Genomic DNA, 19,697 nt, shown 5'->3' with positions numbered 1-19,697 from the left:
GACATCTCGTGTCCGGGCCCGGCCGCCGTTCATCCGCTCATCCGCTACGCGGCAAGGAAACGCGCCCGCCTACTTCTTGCGGCGCCGCCCCCCGCCCTTCTGCGCCTTACGGCGCTCCGCGCGAGTCGTCCCCGCACCCGCCTCCGTACGGTCCGCTCCGCCGTTGCTCTCGAAGTCGCCCTCGACGACGCCGCCTTCACCGTCCACCGTCGGCGCGGAGAAGTGCAGCCGGTCCCGCCGCTGCGGAGCCTCCAGGCCCTTGGCCCGGATCTCCGGACGCGCACCGCCCGCACGGGCACCCGCGTCCGCCTTCTCCAGCGACGTACGCTCCGCCGCGTCCTGCACCGGGACCTCCTCGACCTGCTGCTCGACCTGGACCTCCAGGTTGAACAGGTAGCCGACGGACTCCTCCTTGATGCCCTCCATCATGGCGGTGAACATGTCGAAGCCCTCGCGCTGGTACTCGACCAGCGGGTCCTTCTGCGCCATCGCGCGCAGGCCGATGCCCTCCTGGAGATAGTCCATCTCGTAGAGGTGCTCACGCCACTTGCGGTCCAGCACGGACAGCACGACGCGCCGCTCCAGCTCACGCATCACGTCCGGGCCCAGCGACTTCTCGCGCTCGTTGTACTGCTCGTGCGCGTCTTCCTTGATGGACTCGGCGATGAACTCCGCCGTGATGCCCGCGCGGTCCCCCGTCGCCTCTTCGAGGTCCTCGACGGTGACCTTCACCGGGTAGAGCTGCTTGAACGCGCCCCACAGCCGGTCCAGGTCCCACTCCTCGGCGAAGCCCTCCGCCGTCTCCTGGCCGATGTAGTCGTCGATCGTGTCGCCCATGAAGTGCCGGATCTGCTCCTGGAGGTCCTCGCCCTCCAGGACCCGGCGGCGCTCGCCGTAGATGACCTGGCGCTGCCGGTTGAGCACCTCGTCGTACTTCAGGACGTTCTTACGTGTCTCGAAGTTCTGCTGCTCCACCTGCGACTGCGCCGAGGCGATCGCGCGGGTGACCATCTTGTTCTCGATCGGCACGTCGTCCGGGACGTTCGCCATCGACATGACGCGCTCGACCATCTGCGCCTTGAACAGCCGCATCAGGTCGTCGCCCAGCGACAGGTAGAACCGGGACTCGCCCGGGTCGCCCTGACGGCCGGAACGGCCACGCAGCTGGTTGTCGATCCGGCGCGACTCGTGGCGCTCCGTACCGAGGACGTAGAGCCCGCCCAGCTCGACAACCTCCTCGAACTCGGCCCGTACCGCTTCCTCCGCCTTCTCCATCGCGGCGGGCAGCGCGGCGGCCCACTCCTCGACGTGCTCCACCGGGTCGAGCCCGCGCTGGCGCAGCTCCGCCTCGGCGAGGTCGTCGGGGTTGCCGCCGAGCTTGATGTCCGTACCACGGCCGGCCATGTTCGTCGCGACGGTCACCGCGCCCTTGCGCCCGGCCTGGGCGATGATCGGCGCCTCACGGTCGTGCTGCTTGGCGTTCAGCACCTCGTGCTGCACGCCCCGCTTCGAGAGCTGCTGCGACAGGTACTCGGACTTCTCCACGGAGGTCGTGCCGACCAGGATCGGCTGACCCTTCTCGTGCTTCTCGGCGATGTCGTCGACGACCGCCGCGAACTTCGCGACCTCGGTGCGGTAGATCAGGTCGGGCTGGTTGACGCGGACCATCGGCCGGTTCGTCGGGATCGGCACGACGCCCAGCTTGTAGATCTGCTGGAACTCGGCGGCCTCGGTCATGGCCGTACCGGTCATGCCGGACAGCTTGTCGTAGAGGCGGAAGAAGTTCTGCAGGGTGATCGTGGCGAGCGTCTGGTTCTCGTCCTTGATGTCCACCCCTTCCTTCGCCTCGATCGCCTGGTGCATGCCCTCGTTGTAGCGGCGGCCCGCGAGGATACGGCCGGTGTGCTCGTCGACGATCATGACTTCGCCGTCGATGACGACATAGTCCTTGTCGTTCTTGAACAGTTCCTTGGCCTTGATGGCGTTGTTCAGATAACCGACGAGCGGGGTGTTCACCGACTCGTACAGGTTGTCGATGCCCAGCCAGTCCTCGACCTTCGCGACCCCGGACTCGTGGATCGCGACGGTGCGCTTCTTCTCGTCGACCTCGTAGTCGCCGGTCTCCTCGATGCCCTTGAGCTGGTTGCCCGCCTCGCCCTTGGTGAGCCGGGTCACCAGCTTGGCGAAGTCGCCGTACCACTTCGTGGCCTGGTCGGCGGGACCGGAGATGATCAGCGGCGTACGGGCCTCGTCGACCAGGATCGAGTCGACCTCGTCCACGACGGCGAAGTTGTGACCGCGCTGGACGAGCTCCTCCTGGGACCACGCCATGTTGTCGCGGAGGTAGTCGAAGCCGAACTCGTTGTTCGTGCCGTACGTGATGTCGCAGCTGTACTGCTCGCGGCGCTGCGCGGGCGACATGTTGGCGAGGATGCAGCCGACGGAGAGGCCCAGGAACTTGTGGACCCGGCCCATCATCTCGGAGTCGCGCTCAGCCAGATAGTCGTTGACCGTGATCACGTGGACGCCGTCGCCGGACAGCGCGTTCAGGTAACAGGGCAGCGTGCCGACGAGGGTCTTGCCCTCACCGGTCTTCATCTCGGCGACATGACCGAGGTGCAGCGCGGCGCCGCCCATCAGCTGGACGTCGTAAGGGCGCTGGCCGAGAACTCGCTTGGCCGCCTCACGGACGGTCGCGAAGGCCTCGGGGAGCAGGTCGTCAAGGGTCTCACCGTCGGCGTACCGCTGCTTGTACTCCTTGGTGAGGGCCTGCAACTCGGCGTCGGAGAGGGCGATGAAGTCCTCTTCGATGGAGTTGACCTGGTCCGCGATGCGGTGCAGTTTGCGCAGGATCTTGCCTTCGCCTGCACGCATGAGCTTGTTGAAGACGGACACTGAGGTTGGTCTCCTTGCCGGTCGGGCCTGGCACTGGGTCTGGTAACGGACACTGGCGCGGGCGCGGCGGGCCGACCCCACCGCAACGGCCATCGTAAGCGAGGACCCGGCCGCCTCGGGAGGGCCACGTGACGCCTGCCTCCCGTCACCCGCAATGAGAACGCGCGGGACGAGCGGAAGGTGCCGGTGAGGTACGAAAAGCGCTCGCGCCGGGGAACCCCGGTCACCACACTCCCCCCATGGAGCCACTGACCCCCCGGTCCGCCCCTCCGGAGGCCGCGACCACCTCCTTGATCACCGAACGGCTGCGGCTGCGCCCCCTGGGCCCCGACGACATCGAGGCGGTGTACGCGGCCTGCCAGGATCCCGACGTCCAGCGGTGGACGACGGTCCCCTCTCCGTACGAAAGGCAGCACGCCGAGCACTTCATCGAGCGGATCGTCCCGGACATGTGGCGGGCCGGGAGCAACTTCGTCTTCGCGGTCGAGCCGGTCGGCGGCGGCCCGCTGCTGGCCTCGGTCAACGCCCACAGCGAGTCCGGAGTGTGGGCGGTCGGCTTCTGGACGGTCAGGGAGCACCGCGGCCGGGGCTACACGACGGAGGCGCTGCGCGCCCTGACCCGCTGGATGTTCACCGAGCTGGGCGCCGACCGTGTCGAGTGGCGGGCCGAGGCCGGCAACGAGGCGTCGCGGGCCGTGGCGCTGAAGGCCGGTTTCGTGCTGGAGGGCACCCTGCGCGGCGCCCTGCTCATGAAGGGGACGACACGGGACGCCTGGATCGGCGCGCTCCTGCCGTCCGATCTCGGCCTGCCTTCCAGGCACCCGTATCTGCCCGCGCGTCCCTGACCGCGGCGGTCACCGGCCCCGGCCGGCTGTCAGTGCCGCCGTCTATCGTTCGGGGCATGACCACTGTGCCGCCCGCCGCCGCCGCGCTGTCCGCCGACGAAGCCCGCCGCATCGCCCTGCGCGCCCAGGGGTTCCTCGGCGCCCCCGACCGCCGGGGCGGCGTGCGCGGTGTGCTGCGGCATCTCGGGGCCGTACAGCTGGACACGATCTCGGTGCTGGCGCGCTCGCACGAGCTGATTCCGTACGCGCGGCTGGGCGCGGTGGGCCGCCGGACGGTCGAGGAGTCGTACTGGACACCGGCGGCGACCGCCGGCGCCCCGCCCCGGCCGCACGCCTTCGAGTACTGGTCGCACGCCGCCTGCATCCTCCCGGTCGAGGAATGGCCGCATTTCGCCTTCCGCCGTCGCGCCTACCGCGCCCGTCCGCACTGGCACCACGAGCTGTCGGACGGGGCGTACGACGCGGTGATCAAGCAGCTGCGCGCCGAGGGCCCGCTCACGGCCACCGAGCTGGGCGGCGCCAAGAACGGCGGCGAGTGGTGGGACTGGTCCGAGGCGAAGGTCGCGGTCGAGCGGGCGCTGATGCACGGCGAGGTGGTGTGCACGGAGCGCCGGAGCTGGAAGCGGGTGTACGACCTGGCGGAGCGCGCCATTCCCGACGAGGTGCTGCACGACGACCTGGACGACACCGAGTGCCTGCGCCGGCTCGTACGGCTCGCGGGTCAGTCGCTCGGGGTGGGCACGCGCTCGGACATCGGGGACTACCACCGCATCAAGGGTGAGCAGGTCGACGCGGTGATCGCGGACTCGGGGCTGGTGCCGGTGACGGTCGAGGGCTGGGCGAAGCCCGCCTGGGCCGACCCCGAGGCGCTGGCGAGCGCCCCGCGCGGCCGGCACCGTACGACCCTGCTCTCGCCGTTCGACTCACTCATCTGGGAGCGGGCCCGCACCGAGCGGATCTTCGGCTTCACCCACCGCCTGGAGGCTTACGTCCCCAAGCCCAAGCGGATCTACGGGTACTTCGCGATGCCACTGCTGTCGGGCGGGAAACTGCTCGGCCGTGTCGACCCGGCGCGCGAGGGCAGCACGCTCGTCGCCCGTCAGGTCTCGCTGGACACGCCCGCCGCCGTCGAGCCGATGGCGCGGGCGCTGCGGGAGGCCGCCGAGTGGGTGGGGTGCGACTCCGTACGGATCGAGCGCGTCGACCGCCCCGAGCTGGCGGCGGCACTGACGCGGGCCGTCATCTGATTTCGAGGATCTTCTCCCGCATCGCGTAGACCACGGCCTCCATCCGGGAGTGCAGCTGCAACTTCTCCAGGATGTTGCGGACATGGTTCTTCACGGTGTTCTCGGAGATGAACAACTCCTTGGCGATATCACGGTTGTTCATTCCCGTGGCGACCAGCTTGAGGACTTCGAGCTCGCGCTCGGTGAGCCTCGGCGCCGGCACGAGTCTGCGCTCGTCGGTGCGCTGAATCATCGACTTGAACTCGGTCAGGAGCTTGGAGGCCATGGAAGGGCTGATTTGTGACTGCCCGTCGGCGACGGCGCGAATCGCGGTGGCCACCTCGTCCGTCGAAATCTCCTTGAGGAGATAGCCGGTGGCGCCCGCCTTGATCGCGTCGTAGAGGTCGGCCTCCTCGTCGCTGATCGTCAGCATGATGATCTTGGCACTGGGGGCCACCTCCTTGATGGAGGTACAGGCTTCGATGCCGCCGCGCTTGGGCATCCGGACATCCATCAGCACGATGTCGGGGAGCAGGTCGGCGGCCTTGTCGACGGCCTCCGCGCCGTCTCCGGCCTCCCCCACGACCTGGATGTCCTCCTCCTGGGCGAGGACGATCTCCAGCCCCCGGCGGAAGAGGGCGTGGTCGTCCACGACAAGGACCCTGATCGGTTCCTTGCCGGGGTCGTCCGGGTCCGCGCCGCTGTCCGGTCCGGTGCCGCCGGTCGTACCGCCGGTACCGCGCGCGTGATGCACCGGCCCGAAGCTGTCCGCCATCGTTCCTCCCCCTGAAGGCCATGGGCCGAAGTACATGCGAGCTACACCAACCCCAGGTCGGGAACCGGGGGTTGACGTGCGTGGCCATGATTTCATGCCTCGCCGACAGAGCGGTGATCCAGTAGTCGCGCGGTGGTGCCCCCGCGGCCGGATCAGGCACTGCGGGGGCACCACCGAGGGGTCGTTTTTCGCTCAGCCGCCGAGCGCGCCGCCCGCGCCCGCCGCCTCGGACTCGGCCAGTTGGTCGGTCCTCAGGTGGATGACGCCGTAGTCGTAGGCGTGGCGCCGGTAGACGACGCTGGGCTCCTTGGTCTCGGAATCCACGAACAGATAGAAGTCGTGTCCGACCAACTCCATCTCGTAGAGCGCCTGGTCGAGGGTCATCAGGGCCGCGGTGTGCGTCTTCTCGCGGACCACCAGCGGTCCTTCGCCCTGCACCTCGAGCGAGCCGATCCTGGTGGTGGGAACGCCGTTCGGCGACTCGGCCGCAGGCGCCGGGCCCGAGCCGTTCAACTGGGCGACGCCAGGAACGACGTCGACGACCTCGGCGGCCGAAAGCCTGCCGGTGCCACGGCGGTTGTGACGCTTCTCGTGCTGCCTGCGCAGCCGCGCCTCCAGCTTGCCGGTGGCCAGGTCAAGCGCTGCGTACGGGTCGGCGGCGGCGGCTTCCGCCCTGATGACGGGACCGCGGGAGTGGAGTGTGATCTCCACCCGGTCGCAACGGTCCGCCTGACGCGGGTTGTGCTCCTTGGACACCTCGACGTCGAGGCTGATCACCTTGCCGTCGAGCTTCTGGATCTTCTCCAGCTTCAGCTTCTCGGCCACGTGCTTGCGGAACCGCTCGGGTACCTCTGTCTTGCGGCCCTTGACGACGATGTCCACGCAGAACTCCGTTCCCGGATTCGCTCCGCCGCGTTGCGGAGCTTCTCCCTCTTGCACCCGACCTCGATGGGCACCGAGGCCTCGGACTTGGCGACTTTCACCTCCTCCTCCCCCGTGGGCAAGATCCCCATTCCCTCTGACTTCGAGGTTCTGGAAAACGCTCCAACGCACCGCTGCATATCACTGAGGCAGAGCTTTCGCTTTCCTCACAACCGAACATAGCTCTCTTGGACGGGTATCGGCACCCGCTACCACCGCGTACGTCCGTTCCGGTGTTTTACGACCCTCACCACCTGCAACGAAGCAAACTCGCGATCAGTTCCGGTTTATTTCGAAAGAGAGCGGAGGCGCGGCCACCACAGCCGCACTCACCTGTACGAATGCGGGGTACCCCGGTTTCATCGCGGCATGCATCGCGCGTGACGCCTCCACGAGCGAGGCACCGGTCGTCATGAGATCGTCCACCAGCACCACCCTGCCGCCCTCCAGGAGCCCCGCGCCCCCGACGGCGACCTCCAGGGCTCCGGCGAGATTGGCGAGCCTCTGACGGGCGCCCAGGCCCGACTGGTCGGCCACCACCCGTCGCTGGCGCAAGACCGGAAGCACCCGGGCCGATCGCCCCGTGCCCCGCAGCTCCCCCGCCGCGGCCAGGGCGATACGCCGGGCGGCGTCGTGTCCGCGCGCGCCCACGGCGCGTCTCGTCGACGGAACCGGCACCAGGATCAGCGGGCCGACACCGGTACCCGGCGGGACAGCGGCCTGGACCGCCCCCGCCAGCGCCCTGCCCAGGGGCGCGGCCAGCCCGAGCGCGCCACGCTCCTTGTGCGCCAGCAGCACGGCCCGTACGGCGTCCTCGTACGGCGCGGCGGCATGCACCACCGGCAGCCCGACGGGCTCGGGAACCGGCCGCACCCGGCACGGCCACGTCCCGTACAACGCCCTTCCGCACGCGTCGCACAACGGCGTCCTGGGACTCCCGCAGCCGCCGCAGGCGACCGGCAGCACCAGCCCGGTGATTTCTCGCCACCACACCCGCATGTCACCCACTGTGCCAATGACTCGGACCTCCGGCCAGCCCTGTGGATAACCCTGATTCAGATCCGGCCCGAATGCACGTGCACAGGCACGTCACGGTCCCCGGGCCAGGCTCCTGTCCGCCGGACAGGACCCCAGGACTGATCCAGGGGCCCTAGCCCGGATAGACCGGTGACGAGCCCTCTTCCACCATCGTCTGCCAGTTCGCGCCGGTCGGCAGCCGCACGATGCCCGCGTCGCCCGAGTCGGCGACCAGCGGCTGCCGTTCGTCGTCGGCCGCGGCGATTCCGGTGACCTGGTTCAGCCCCGGCAGCACACCCGCCGCCGACGTCGAACCGTCCGTCTGGATGTAACTCACCTGCTGCACCCCGCCGGCCTCCTTACCGACGACGACGAGCCGGCTCGGTCCGGCCCACGACACGGCGGTCACCGTCTCCATACGCGGTGCCACGGCCTTCAGCTCCGTCACGGACACCGTCTGCTCCCCGGCCGGTCCCCGACGCTCCACCCGGCCGATCTGCAGGGTCGTACGCCCGTCCTCGGAGAGCAGCAGCGCCACCCGTACGCCGTCGGCGGACACCCGCAGCGCCTCGATCCGCGCGTCGCCGAGTCCGTCGACCGTGACCTCGCGGGGCGCGTCGGCGCCGTCGGCGAGACGCAGCAGCCGGGACTGCTTCGGGTCGCGATCGGCTATCCACAGATCGCCGTTCCCGTCCCAACTCGGCGCCGACAGCCGGTCCTCCTTCTTCGTGGCCTTGCTGACGACCAGGGCGTCGCCGACCTCGCCCGTCGAGATGATCGACCCGACGTACAGGGACTTGCCGTCCTGCGAGACGCCCGCCGCGTGCTTCTCGTCCCGCGCCACGGCGACCTGGCCCAACGGCATCGTGCCGTCGCCGAACGGGCCCCGCACCCGCGGCGGGTCGATCGGTTCCTTGCTGCTCGCCGACAGTTGCGCGAGCCGGCCCTTCGCGTCGATGAAGTACGGACTGTCCGAGCTGCCCGACGTACGGTCGGCGGCGAATTCCTCGGCCTGGTCGCCGCTCAGCACGCACAGCGAGGAGCCGTCCTGCCGCAGCAGCTCGACCTGTTCGCCTCGGGTGGACGTCAAGTCACGGAGGGTGAAGAGCAGTTGTGCCGCCATCTTGCGGCACTGCTCCCGCCCGACGTTGTCGACCTTCGCGTTGAGCGGCACCTTCAGCGAGTTGCGGTCGTCGAACTCAAGAGTCCGCGTGCCGCGCTTCAGCTCCGTGCCGGTCGGGAAGGGGGAGTCGACCACGGGCCGTATCCAGTCCGTCGGCCCTTCGAGGAGCACCTTGACGGCCTGGGTGACCGGGTCCATCCGCGTCACGGGATCTATGCGCTGGCGGATGTAGACGGGGTCGGCGACGAGCCAGCCCTGACCGGAGGCGAAGTAGTACTTGTTCACCGCGCGGTAGTTGCGCTGGAAGTCGGACTCACCCAGCACCAGCCCCTGCGGAAGGTCGTCGATCCGCCATTCCTTGCGCCATTCCTTGCCGTCCAGCACCTTCTCCTGGACGAGATGGATGGCACGGTTGTACGGCTCGGGCGCCACCGGCGTATAGGCGTGCCCGGCGTCGACCGCGGCGATCTGCTCGCCGTACAGCGGGTAGGTGAGGCCGGGGCCGTCGGGACCGGACGGCCCCTGGGGGTCGGCCGGGTCGGGCGCGGCCGCCAGCACCGTCGTGCGGTCCGCCGGCTGCCAGCTCTGCGACGCCTGCTTCGTCAGATACTGCCTGGCCACCGCGAAGTCGGGGTCGTCACTGGTCATCGCCTCCAGGAAGCCGTCGACGATCTCGTTCGGATCGGCGCCCCCGGCGGGAGCGACGGGATACACGCGCACCTGGGAGTCACCGCGCGGCGACGCCTTGACCGGCTCGACGTCGCCGCTGTTGGGGATCGACGCACAGCCCGCCAGCAGCAGGGCACCGCACCCGAGGACGACGGGCAGCCGCACCGCGCGCCCTCGGCCGTGACGAAGGCGGTCAGCGCCCACGAGTTGTGTCCTCCCGCTCAGGTGCCCGAGCCGCGGACGCGGCTGTGGCGGCAGATGACGACGTCGGCGAGGTGGCCGGATCCTGCTCTACGGGCTCCACGGGCTCCCCGGCGGAACGCGGCACCACCCGGGCGCCGTTGCCCGGCAGCGCCGTCGGGTCGACCAGACCCGCGGGCGGCGGCGCCGACGGCCTCGGCGGCACCGGCAGCGACGATCCCGTCGCCGACTGGGAGGGCACGCTCGCCAGCCGGTGGGCGCTCTCCTTCGTGTCCCCGAACGCGGAACGCTCCCGGCTGCGCCGCGAGTCCTCGGGCTCCAGCGGTATGGGCGAGCCCCGCAGCGGCTCGTCGGCGGTACGCGGCAGCGTCAGCCGGAACTGCGACCCGCCGCCCGGCTCGCCCCACGCCTGGAGCCAACCACCGTGCAGGCGCGCGTCCTCGACGGCGATCGACAGGCCGAGGCCCGTACCACCGGTGGTACGCGCCCGCGCCGGATCCGCCCGCCAGAACCGGTTGAAGACCCGGGTCGCCTCACCGGGCTTGAGACCCACCCCGTAGTCCCGTACGGCCACGGCGACGGCGCCGCCCGCCACCGCCATCCGCACCACCACGTCCCGCCCCTCGCCGTGCTCGACGGCGTTGACGACCAGATTGCGCAGCACCCGCTCCACGCGCCGGGCATCGGCCTCGGCGACGACCGGCTGTTCGTCCCCCATGACGCGGATCCGGGTGCCCTTGCGCTCGGCGAGCGGTTCGGCTCCGCCGATCACCCGGCGTACGACCACCCGCAGGTCTATGGGTTCGGCCTCCAGCGCCGCGGCGCCGGCGTCGAACCTGCTGATCTCCAGGAGATCCGAGAGCAGGGACTCGAAACGGTCGAGCTGGTCGCCCAGCAGCTCCGCCGACCGCGCGGTGACGGGGTCGAAGTCGACACGCGCCTCATGGATGACGTCGGCGGCCATCCGGACGGTGGTCAGCGGGGTGCGCAGCTCGTGCGAGACGTCCGACACGAAACGCCGCTGCATCCTGGAGAGCTCCTCCAGCTGCTGGATCTTGAGGTGCAGATTCTGGGCCATCTTGTTGAAGGCTTCACCGAGGCGGGCGATGTCGTCCTCACCGGTGACCTTCATCCGTTCCTGGAGCCGGCCGGTGGAGAGCCGTTCGGCGATCCCCGCGGCCATCCGTACGGGCGTCACGACCTGCCGTACGACGAGCCAGGCGATGGCTCCGAGCAGCACGACGACGAACAGCCCCGCCGTGGCGAGCGTGCCCTTGACCAGGTTGAGCGACTGCTCCTCCTGGCTCAGCGGGAACAGGTAGTACAGCTCGTAGGAATTGCCGTCGACATCGGTCAGCCGCTTGCCGATCACCAGTCCGGACTCGGGCTCTCGGCCGTCCGTGTACTGGATCAGGGTGTACTTCTGGAACGTCCCCGTGCCCTTGGCGACGTCCGACCGCAGATTCGCCGGGACGCTCGCGATGTGGTCCACGCCGCCGGAGGCGCGCGGGAAGCGGCTGCTGGAGCCCGCGCCGTTCGCGTCGGCGCTCAGCGCCACCACGTTGAACGCGCTCTGTCCGCCACTGGCCAGCTGTACGACGAGGTCGGAGCGCCAGTTGACGGAGTTACGGCTCGACCTGCCGTCGCCCGCGCCGCCCTCCTGCCCACCTGGCTCGACCGGCGCGTCGGCCTTCTCCTTGGCGACGGTGAACCCACCGGCCGCCTGGCTCTGGGCCGCTTTCTCCTTGGCGTCGAGCAGACCGTTACGGACCTGGCCGATCACGACGAACCCCAGCAGCAGCACCACCCCCAGCGACATCAGCAGGGTGGTGATGACCACCCTGAGCTGGATGTTCCGTCGCCACAGCCGCACGGCGGGCAGCACCGGACGCCGGAGCCAGCGCACGACGAGGCGCAGCGCGGGGCTGCCCGCCGCCCCGTCCTGGAGCAGCCGGCCACGGTGCAGGAGCCTGCCGAGGCGTGAGGCCCCACGGCCCTGGTCGGCAGTCCGCCCCGTACGGACTCCCGGCTCCCCGGGCTTCGGGGCAGTACTGCCGCTGGACATGTCAGCTCGGTCCGGCCTTGTAGCCGACACCGCGGACGGTCACGACGATCTCCGGGCGCTCCGGGTCCTTCTCGACCTTGGAGCGGAGCCGCTGCACATGCACATTGACCAGGCGGGTGTCCGCCGCGTGGCGGTAGCCCCACACCTGCTCCAGGAGCACCTCACGGGTGAAGACCTGCCAGGGCTTGCGGGCCAGCGCGACGAGCAGGTCGAACTCCAGCGGCGTCAGGGCGATGGACTGCCCCTCACGCTTCACGGAGTGACCGGCCACGTCGATGACCAGATCGCCGATGGTCAACTGCTCCGGCGCCGGTTCCTCGGACCTGCGCAGCCGCGCCCTGATCCTGGCGACCAGCTCCTTGGGCTTGAACGGCTTGACGATGTAGTCGTCGGCGCCCGATTCGAGCCCCACCACCACGTCGACCGTGTCGCTCTTGGCCGTCAGCATGACGATCGGCACACCGGACTCGGCCCTGATGAGCCGGCACACCTCGATACCGTCGCGGCCGGGCAGCATGAGATCCAGCAGCACCAGATCCGGCTTGGCCTCACGGAAAGCGGCGAGAGCCTTGTCGCCGTCCGCTACGAACGACGGCTCGAACCCTTCACCTCGCAGCACGATGCCGAGCATCTCGGCCAGTGCGGTGTCGTCATCGACGACAAGGACGCGTCCCTTCATATCGACATCATCCCATTTTCATTTCCGTTACGTAGACTTGCGTGATCCAGCTCACTGACCTGGGACGACGTGGACGTGTGTCCTCCGTGGACCGTCGCGGTTCGTTGCTGTTGACGTCAACCACAGATGTCACACCCTGTCTCGTCGACCTGGCCCTCCGACAGGAACCATAGCGAGCCGCCCGCCCTGCGAACCCCGACAGCGCCTCTCCCCACTCCTCGCGCAGGTGTCCCGTCAGCTCCGTGCCTCCCCTCGCGCCCGGGCGCACAGCTCCGCGATCCCGTCCCGGGTCACCGGCGACAACGCTCCGTACTCGGTGACCAGCGCCGTCACCAGCTCCGGAGGTGTCACGTCGAAGGCCGGGTTGTACGCCTGTGTCCCCAGCGGCGCGACCGGCATCCCGCCACCGACCTCGACCCCGGCGCCGGCCGCCTGCGGGGCGGTCAGCTCGGTCACCTCCTGCCCCGGCCGCTGCTCGACCTCGATCGACGCACCGTCCGCGGTGTCCAGGTCGAGCGTCGTGGTCGGCGCGACCACGATGAACGGCACATGGTGGTACTTGGCCTGCACGGCGAGCGGATAGCTGCCCACCTTGTTCGCCACCGAGCCGTCGGCCGCGATCCGGTCCGCCCCGATGAGTACGGCGTCCACCTCGCCCGCCGCGAACAGCGATCCGGCGGCGTTGTCCGTGAGCAGCGTGTACGCCATCCCGTTGCGAGCCGCTTCGTACGCCGTCAGCCGCGCCCCCTGAAGGAGCGGACGTGTCTCGTCCACCCACAGCCGCCTGAGCCGCCCCGCCCGGTGCGCCGACAGCGCCACGGCGAACGCGGTGCCCTCGCCGCCGGAGACCAGTGCCCCGCTGTTGCAGTGGGTCAGGATCCGGTGACTTCCGCCGGGCAGCAACTCGTCGAGAAGAGCCAGACCGGATGCCGCCATCCGGGCGCTGGCCACGGCGTCCTCGTGGTGCAGCTTTCTGGCCTCGACCAGCGTGGCCGCGGCCGCCTGCTCCTGATCGGCGCCCCCGGCGACGGCCGCCCGGTGCACCTCCAGCGCCCGCCGCACCCCGTACCCGAGGTTCACGGCGGTGGGCCGGGCGCTCTCCAGCAGCGCCGCCGCCTCGTCCACGTCGTATCCGCGGGCGGCGGCGAGAGCGACCCCGTAGGCACCGGCGATGCCCAGGAGGGGCGCCCCACGCACGGCGAGCGTCCGAATCGACTGGACCAGGGCCGGCACATCGGTGCAGACCAGTTCGGCCTCCTCGACCGGCAGTCTCGTCTGGTCGAGGAGGACCAGTACGGGCCCTTCCGGCAGCTCGTCCCAGCGCAGTGCCGGAGACATGGGCGGCTCGGCCGGGAGCGGGGATGGTGCGTACTGATCAGTCATCCGCCCAGTCTGCCCGGTACCGCTCGGACTATGAAGGCGAGAAGGACAGGGAGCACCAGGCCCACCGGCGGGCGACGCGTGGCACGATGGCTCCCAGCCTCCCGCTCTGCTTCGCAGACAGGCACCGTTGAAGCGCCGGCTCCCCGAGCCTGCCTCCGTAACCAATCCACGAGGTGGACGACCGTGAACGACACTCCGGGCTGGGCCTCGCCCGGATCTGCCCCGTCCGACGGCCAGAACGCCGGCGTGCCCCGGCCCGCCCAGCCCGCCGACGACGCCGGCACGCCCTCGGACTCCCCCTCGAAGTGGTCCAAGACCCAGCCGCCGCCCGGACAGTGGTCCGCGCCCACCGCCCCCGGAGCGGGCCCCGGCCCCGTTCCCCCAGCTCCCAGGCCCGCGCCGGGCTGGGGCGGCCCCGGCCCCGGCGGCGGACCGCACCCCGGCTGGGGACAGCCGCCCCTCGCGGCGAAGCCCGGCGTCATCCCGCTGCGCCCCCTGGGCGTGGGGGAGATTCTCGACGGTGCCGTGTCCACGCTGCGCGCCCATTGGCGCACCGTCCTCGGTGTCACCATCGTCGTCGCGGTGATCTCGCAGATCGGCGACATCCTCGTCCAGCGCTATCTCCTGCCGGATCCGGTGGACGTCGACCCCAACGCGAGCCCGACGGAAGCGCTGAACCAGGCCGTCGACGCGATGCAGTCCACCCTCCTCGCACTGGCACCGTCTCTTTTCATCACGATCATCGGCACGCTCTTCACGACGGCCGTACTGACCGTGGTCATCAGCCGCTCCGTGCTCGGCCGCGGTGTCACGCTGTCCGACGCCTGGAACGAGGCCCGGCCCCGGCTGCTCCAACTCCTCGGCCTGACGCTGCTGTTGCCCGTCATGGGCGCCGCCATCGTGGCCGTCGGCATCCTGCCGGGACTGCTGATCGGCTCCGGTGCCGGAGTGGCGCTGACGATGCTCGGCGGACTGGCCGCCGCCGTCGTGGTGATCTGGCTGATGGTCAGCTTCAGCCTCGCCTCGCCCGCCCTGATGCTCGAACGTCAGGGGATCGTGGCGTCCATGCGCCGCTCCGCGAAGCTCGTGAAGGGCACCTGGTGGCGGATCTTCGGCATCCTGCTGCTGACGATGCTGCTGACGTTCGTGGTCTCCATGATCATCGCTGTGCCGTTCAGCCTCGTCGCCATGGCGGTGGACGGCGAAGGTCTCAGTGGTCTGTTCTCCGAGTCCGGTCCGGACTTCGGCTGGCCCTTCCTGATCATCACCGGCATCGGCACGGTGATCAGCACCTCCATCACCCTGCCGATCTCCGCGGGTGTCTCGGTACTCCTCTACGTGGACCAGCGCATCCGGCGCGAAGCCCTGGACCTCGAACTCGCACGCGCCGCCGGCGTACCGGGCTACGGCTCCGAGCGGCCTGGCAACGACGCCCCCAGGGGCTGATGCGGTGTTCGGCACGGGGGGCACGGCAACGGCGTGGCTGACGACGGCGCGCACGAGCGACGAGATACCGGTGGACACCCCGCGTGTCCCCGCTCGTGAGGCGGCCGAGGACGAACTGGCCAAGCCGCTGTACCACGAGAACGACCCGAATCCGCTCGAGCGCGCGATGGACCGCTTCTGGGAGTGGATCGGGGATCTCTTCAACTCCGTGGCCGGCTCCGGAGTGGCGAGCCCGATCGGTCTCGCCGTCATCGCGGCGCTCGTCGTGGCCCTCGTCGCCGCCCTCTGGTGGCGGCTCGGCAGTCCCCGACGCACCACGCGCCCCAAGGACGCACTCTTCGAATCCGGCCCACGCGGCGCCGCCGAACACCGCGCCGACGCGGAGGAACACGCGGCGGCCGAGCGCTGGAACCAGGCCGTCCAGGAACGGATGCGCGCCGTCGTCCGCTCCTTGGAGGAGCGCACGATCCTCGACCCGCGCCCCGGCCGTACCGCCGACGAGGCCGCCGCCGACGCCGGCCGGGCACTTCCCGAACACGCGACGGCCCTGCGCGCCGCCGCCAGGGCCTTCGACGATGTCACATACGGCGGACGCACGGCGGACCGGCAGACATACCTGCGGCTGCGCGAACTGGACCTCGGCCTGGAGAGCAGCAAACCCCAACTCAGCGGCGCCGCCCCGGGAGCTGCCGAATGACCGGCACCAAGACCGGCGCCCCGCCCCGGCCCGCGACCAGCACCACCTCGATGTCGCCCAGCGCCCAGCAGGTCTGGAGGCGCGTCCGAGGACTGCTGATCGCACTCGCCATCCTTCTCGTGGCCGGGATCGCCCTGGCTGCCGTACGCTCCGGCGACCAGCACGGCCGCCTCGACCCCCGCTCCGCCGACCCACTGGGCAGCCGCGCCGTCGCCGAACTGCTCAAGGACCGCGGCGTCTCCACCCGCGTCGTCACCACGCTCGCCGAAGCGACCGAGGGAACCGGCCCGGACACCACCCTGGTCGTCGCCGCGCCCAACCTGCTGACGTTCCATCAGCAGCGCATCCTGCGGAGCGCGGCGGAGCCCTCCGGAGGTCGCACCGTCCTCGTGTCGCCGGGGCCGCCCTCCCTCGACGTCCTGGCCCCGGGCGTCACCGCGGCCACCGAGACGCCGGTGGCCGCGCGAGACCCCCGCTGCGCCCTTCCTGCCGCCCGCGACGCCGGTGCCGTCGACATCGGCGGGTACCGCTACGCCACCGACGCGCCGAACAGCGACGCCTGTTACCCGACCGACGGTCTGCCGTCCCTTCTCAGGGTCGACACCCCGGCCGACGGCGACACCGTCCTGCTCGGCTCCCCCGATCTCCTCTACAACGAGCGCCTCGCCAAACAGGGCAACGCCTCGCTGGCCCTTCAACTCCTCGGCTCCCGGCCTCATATCGTCTGGTACCTCCCCTCGCTCAGTGATCCCTCCGCCACCGAATCCGGCAGCGGCAGTGGTGGTGACGGCACCGGCGGCCAGGAGGGCGAGGACGGCGGAGGGGACGAGTCAGGCTTCCTCGACCTGATCCCCTCCGGCTGGCTCTGGGCCACCCTCCAACTCACCCTCGCCGCCGTACTCGCCGCCGTGTGGCGCTCCCGCCGGCTCGGCCCCGTCGTGGCCGAGCGGCTCCCGGTCGTCATCCGCGCCTCCGAGGCCACCGAAGGCCGCGCCCGTCTCTACCGCAAGGCCAATGCCCGCGACCGCGCCGCCTCGGTCCTCCGTACGGAGACCCGCTCCCGCCTCGCTTCCCTCCTCGGTGTCCCACCGTCCGAGGCCCACACCCCGGAGGCCCTCGTCCCCGCAGTCTCCGCTCAACTCCCCGACGACTCGCGGGATCCCCGCACGCTGCTCTTCGGCCCGGCGCCGGCCGACGATGCCGCTCTCATCCGCCTGACGGACCAACTCGACGCCCTCGAAAGAGAGGTACGCACCTCATGAGTGCCCCGACCCCCGAGACCGCTGAGAACTCGGACAGCGCCCGCGCCTCCCTGGAGGCCCTGCGCACCGAGATCGCGAAGGCCGTGGTCGGCCAGGACCCCGCTGTGACCGGACTCGTCGTCGCCCTGCTCTGCCGGGGCCACGTCCTGCTCGAAGGAGTCCCCGGCGTCGCGAAGACACTCCTGGTACGGGCCCTCGCCGCCTCTCTCGAACTCGACACCAAGCGCGTCCAGTTCACCCCCGACCTGATGCCGAGCGATGTGACGGGCTCCCTCGTCTACGACGCGCGGACAGCGGAGTTCTCCTTCCAGCCCGGCCCCGTCTTCACCAATCTGCTGCTCGCCGACGAGATCAACCGCACTCCGCCCAAGACGCAGTCGTCGCTGCTCGAAGCGATGGAGGAGCGCCAGGTCACCATCGACGGAACACCCCGGATGCTCCCCGATCCGTTCCTGGTCGCCGCCACGCAGAACCCGGTCGAGTACGAGGGGACCTATCCCCTCCCTGAAGCACAGCTCGACCGCTTCCTGCTGAAGCTGACGGTCCCCCTCCCGTCACGCGACGACGAGATCAGCGTCCTGACCCGCCACGCGGACGGCTTCAACCCTCGCGACCTCCAGGCGGCCGGGGTACGCCCCGTCGCCGGCCCGGCCGACCTCGAAGCGGCACGCGCCGCGGTCGCCAAGACCTCCGTCTCACCGGAGATAGCGGGTTACGTCGTCGATATCTGCCGTGCCACTCGTGATTCCCCCTCGCTCTCCCTCGGCGTCTCCCCGCGAGGCGCCACCGCTCTGCTCTCCACCTCCCGTGCCTGGGCCTGGCTCACCGGCCGCGACTACGTCACGCCGGACGACGTGAAGGCCCTGGCACTGCCCACCCTGCGTCACCGCGTCCAACTCCGCCCCGAGGCGGAGATGGAGGGAGTCACCGCGGACTCCGTCATCACCGCGATCCTCGCCCATGTCCCCGTGCCCCGATGAGGCGATGAACCGTGGCCCTCACCGGACGGGCGGCACTTCTCGCCGCTCTCGGCTCGCTTCCCGTCGGCCTCCTCGCCCCCAGTTGGGCGGGGATGCTGGCGGTCAACGCGCCCCTCTCACTCGCAATTCTGTGCGACTACTGCCTGGCCGCGCCAGTGCGAACGCTCCAGTTCACTCGAAGTGGTGATACCTCAGTTCGACTCGGCGAGAGTGCCGAGGTCCAGCTCACGGTCGCCAACCCCGCACGCCGCACGCTGCGCGCCCACATCCGCGACGCATGGCCCCCGAGCAGCTGGCTGACCGGCACCGAACAGGCCGCCTCCCGCCACGAGTTGACCGTCCCGGCCGGAGAGCGCCGTCGCCTCTCCACACTTCTCCGCCCGACGCGCCGCGGCGACAGGCGTGCGGAGCGAGTGACCGTACGCTCCTTCGGCCCGCTCGGCCTGGCGGCCCGCCAGGGTAACCACGACGTGCCGTGGACGGTGCGCGTCCTGCCGCCCTTCACCAGCCGCAAGCACCTGCCGTCCAGACTCGCGCGCCTGCGCGAACTCGACGGCCGCACAAGCGTGCTCACCCGCGGCGAGGGCACCGAGTTCGACAGCCTCCGCCCCTACGTACCGGGAGACGACACCCGGTCCATCGACTGGCGCGCCACCGCGCGCCTGTCGGCGGTGGCGATCCGTACATGGCGCCCCGAACGCGACCGCCACATCCTCGTCGTCCTCGACACCGGCCGTACCTCGGCCGGTCGGGTGGGTGACGTCCCCCGCCTCGACGCCGCGATGGACGCCACGCTGCTCCTCACCGCACTCGCCACCCGCGCCGGCGACCGGGTCGACCTGCTGGCGTACGACCGCCGGACACGCACCCAGGTCCGAAGCCGCTCAGCGAGCGACGTACTGCCCGCGATGGTGAACGCGCTGTCCACGCTGGAGCCCGAACTCGTGGAGACGGACGCACGCGGCCTGGCCGCCACCGTCCTGAAGAGCGCCCCACGCCGGTCCCTCGTCGTGCTGCTGACCAGCCTCGAAACGGCCCCGGTTGAGGAAGGACTCCTGCCCGTCCTCCCTCAACTCACCCAGCGCCACACCGTGCTCGTCGCCTCGGTGGCCGACCCGCACGCGCGGGCCATGACCACGGCACGCGGTTCGGTGGACGCGGTCTACGAGGCCGCCGCGGGCTCACAAGCGGAATCCCAACGACGCCGTACGGCAGAGAAGCTCCAGCGCTACGGAGTCACCGTCGTTGACGCCGTTCCCGACTCACTGGCGCCGGCACTGGCGGATGCCTATCTGGCACTGAAGGCGGCGGGTCGGCTCTGAGGGGACGCGTACGGGGGAGATGAACTGCCCTGTACGCGAAAAGGGCCTTGAACGCAGAAATGCCCCGCACCAGAAGGTGCGGGGCATTTCCCAAAGATTGTTCGGCGGCGTCCTACTCTCCCACAGGGTCCCCCCTGCAGTACCATCGGCGCTGAAAGGCTTAGCTTCCGGGTTCGGAATGTAACCGGGCG

15 protein-coding genes and 1 rRNA gene are annotated in these 19,697 nt (G+C 70.3%); 7 read left to right on the top strand and 9 right to left on the bottom strand.

Features of this window, described 5'->3' with window-relative positions:
• Positions 1–69: 69 nt before the first annotated feature.
• Positions 70–2,895 (bottom strand): preprotein translocase subunit SecA, encoded by a 2,826-nt coding sequence (gene secA / locus ACFUN8_RS31025; protein WP_383644841.1) that lies wholly within the window; start codon positions 2,893–2,895, stop codon positions 70–72.
• Between the two features lie 239 nt (positions 2,896–3,134).
• On the opposite strand from secA, the gene ACFUN8_RS31020 reads away from it, so the two are divergent.
• Both ACFUN8_RS31020 and ACFUN8_RS31015 read left to right on the top strand, forming a co-directional pair.
• Positions 3,135–3,740: a GNAT family N-acetyltransferase gene (locus ACFUN8_RS31020; RefSeq protein WP_383644838.1), complete on the top strand. Its 606-nt coding sequence runs from the start codon at positions 3,135–3,137 to the stop codon at positions 3,738–3,740.
• Positions 3,741–3,796: 56 nt separating this feature from the next.
• Positions 3,797–4,987: a winged helix-turn-helix domain-containing protein gene (locus ACFUN8_RS31015; RefSeq protein WP_383644835.1), complete on the top strand. Its 1,191-nt coding sequence runs from the start codon at positions 3,797–3,799 to the stop codon at positions 4,985–4,987.
• On the opposite strand, the gene ACFUN8_RS31010 is transcribed toward ACFUN8_RS31015, so the two are convergent.
• From ACFUN8_RS31010 to mtnA, 7 genes are all read right to left on the bottom strand, one after another.
• Positions 4,980–5,741 (bottom strand): response regulator, encoded by a 762-nt coding sequence (locus tag ACFUN8_RS31010; protein ID WP_383644832.1) that lies wholly within the window; start codon positions 5,739–5,741, stop codon positions 4,980–4,982. The genes ACFUN8_RS31015 and ACFUN8_RS31010 overlap by 8 nt on opposite strands.
• Positions 5,742–5,933: 192 nt before the next feature.
• The gene (hpf, locus tag ACFUN8_RS31005) at positions 5,934–6,623 is read right to left on the bottom strand and encodes a ribosome hibernation-promoting factor, HPF/YfiA family (protein ID WP_383644829.1); all 690 of its coding nucleotides are present in this window, start codon (positions 6,621–6,623) and stop codon (positions 5,934–5,936) included.
• A 315-nt stretch (positions 6,624–6,938) separates the two neighbouring features.
• Positions 6,939–7,661 (bottom strand): ComF family protein, encoded by a 723-nt coding sequence (locus ACFUN8_RS31000; protein ID WP_383644826.1) that lies wholly within the window; start codon positions 7,659–7,661, stop codon positions 6,939–6,941.
• A gap of 151 nt (positions 7,662–7,812) precedes the next feature.
• Positions 7,813–9,675 (bottom strand): LpqB family beta-propeller domain-containing protein, encoded by a 1,863-nt coding sequence (locus ACFUN8_RS30995; protein ID WP_383644823.1) that lies wholly within the window; start codon positions 9,673–9,675, stop codon positions 7,813–7,815.
• Positions 9,665–11,737 (bottom strand): MtrAB system histidine kinase MtrB, encoded by a 2,073-nt coding sequence (gene mtrB, locus ACFUN8_RS30990; RefSeq protein ID WP_383644820.1) that lies wholly within the window; start codon positions 11,735–11,737, stop codon positions 9,665–9,667. Before mtrB ends, ACFUN8_RS30995 begins: the two co-directional genes overlap by 11 nt.
• 1 nt (position 11,738) lies before the next feature.
• Positions 11,739–12,416: a two-component system response regulator MtrA gene (gene mtrA, locus ACFUN8_RS30985; protein WP_003968748.1), complete on the bottom strand. Its 678-nt coding sequence runs from the start codon at positions 12,414–12,416 to the stop codon at positions 11,739–11,741.
• Between the two features lie 234 nt (positions 12,417–12,650).
• Positions 12,651–13,799: an S-methyl-5-thioribose-1-phosphate isomerase gene (mtnA, locus tag ACFUN8_RS30980; RefSeq protein WP_383644817.1), complete on the bottom strand. Its 1,149-nt coding sequence runs from the start codon at positions 13,797–13,799 to the stop codon at positions 12,651–12,653.
• A 183-nt stretch (positions 13,800–13,982) separates the two neighbouring features.
• Here mtnA and ACFUN8_RS30975 point away from each other — a divergent pair, with 183 nt between their 5' ends.
• Genes ACFUN8_RS30975 through ACFUN8_RS30955 form a run of 5 tightly spaced genes read left to right on the top strand, consistent with a single transcriptional unit; the run spans position 13,983 to position 19,506 of the window.
• Positions 13,983–15,245: a hypothetical protein gene (locus ACFUN8_RS30975; protein WP_383644814.1), complete on the top strand. Its 1,263-nt coding sequence runs from the start codon at positions 13,983–13,985 to the stop codon at positions 15,243–15,245.
• Between the two features lie 4 nt (positions 15,246–15,249).
• Positions 15,250–15,942 (top strand): DUF4129 domain-containing protein, encoded by a 693-nt coding sequence (locus ACFUN8_RS30970; RefSeq protein ID WP_383644811.1) that lies wholly within the window; start codon positions 15,250–15,252, stop codon positions 15,940–15,942.
• The gene (locus ACFUN8_RS30965) at positions 15,939–17,204 is read left to right on the top strand and encodes a DUF4350 domain-containing protein (protein WP_383644808.1); all 1,266 of its coding nucleotides are present in this window, start codon (positions 15,939–15,941) and stop codon (positions 17,202–17,204) included. The genes ACFUN8_RS30970 and ACFUN8_RS30965 overlap by 4 nt, the downstream gene beginning before the upstream one ends.
• Positions 17,201–18,184 carry an AAA family ATPase gene (locus ACFUN8_RS30960; protein ID WP_383644805.1) on the top strand — a complete coding sequence of 328 codons (984 nt, stop codon included), beginning with the start codon at positions 17,201–17,203 and terminating at the stop codon, positions 18,182–18,184. Before ACFUN8_RS30965 ends, ACFUN8_RS30960 begins: the two co-directional genes overlap by 4 nt.
• Positions 18,185–18,195: 11 nt before the next feature.
• On the top strand, positions 18,196–19,506 hold the full coding sequence (locus ACFUN8_RS30955) for a DUF58 domain-containing protein (RefSeq protein WP_383644803.1): 1,311 nt from the start codon (positions 18,196–18,198) through the stop codon (positions 19,504–19,506).
• A gap of 99 nt (positions 19,507–19,605) precedes the next feature.
• Here ACFUN8_RS30955 and rrf read toward each other — a convergent pair.
• Positions 19,606–19,697: ribosomal RNA gene (rrf, locus tag ACFUN8_RS30950) — 5S ribosomal RNA — on the bottom strand; the annotation flags it as partial.

It is taken from the genome of Streptomyces sp. NPDC057307 (assembly GCF_042667665.1).
GTDB lineage: Bacteria > Actinomycetota > Actinomycetes > Streptomycetales > Streptomycetaceae > Streptomyces.
Note: the sequence above shows the minus strand (reverse complement) of the source record. Positions and strands in the feature narration are given on the sequence as shown.

Coding starts and splice junctions, on each gene's coding strand:
- ACFUN8_RS31020 (WP_383644838.1), top strand. CDS start 3,135: ATGGAGCCACTGACCCCCCGGTCCGCCCCTCCGGAGGCCGCGACCACC.
- ACFUN8_RS31000 (WP_383644826.1), bottom strand. CDS start 7,661: ATGCGGGTGTGGTGGCGAGAAATCACCGGGCTGGTGCTGCCGGTCGCC.
- mtnA (WP_383644817.1), bottom strand. CDS start 13,799: ATGACTGATCAGTACGCACCATCCCCGCTCCCGGCCGAGCCGCCCATG.
- ACFUN8_RS30965 (WP_383644808.1), top strand. CDS start 15,939: ATGACCGGCACCAAGACCGGCGCCCCGCCCCGGCCCGCGACCAGCACC.
- ACFUN8_RS31015 (WP_383644835.1), top strand. CDS start 3,797: ATGACCACTGTGCCGCCCGCCGCCGCCGCGCTGTCCGCCGACGAAGCC.
- ACFUN8_RS31010 (WP_383644832.1), bottom strand. CDS start 5,741: ATGGCGGACAGCTTCGGGCCGGTGCATCACGCGCGCGGTACCGGCGGT.
- ACFUN8_RS30960 (WP_383644805.1), top strand. CDS start 17,201: ATGAGTGCCCCGACCCCCGAGACCGCTGAGAACTCGGACAGCGCCCGC.
- mtrB (WP_383644820.1), bottom strand. CDS start 11,737: ATGTCCAGCGGCAGTACTGCCCCGAAGCCCGGGGAGCCGGGAGTCCGT.
- mtrA (WP_003968748.1), bottom strand. CDS start 12,416: ATGAAGGGACGCGTCCTTGTCGTCGATGACGACACCGCACTGGCCGAG.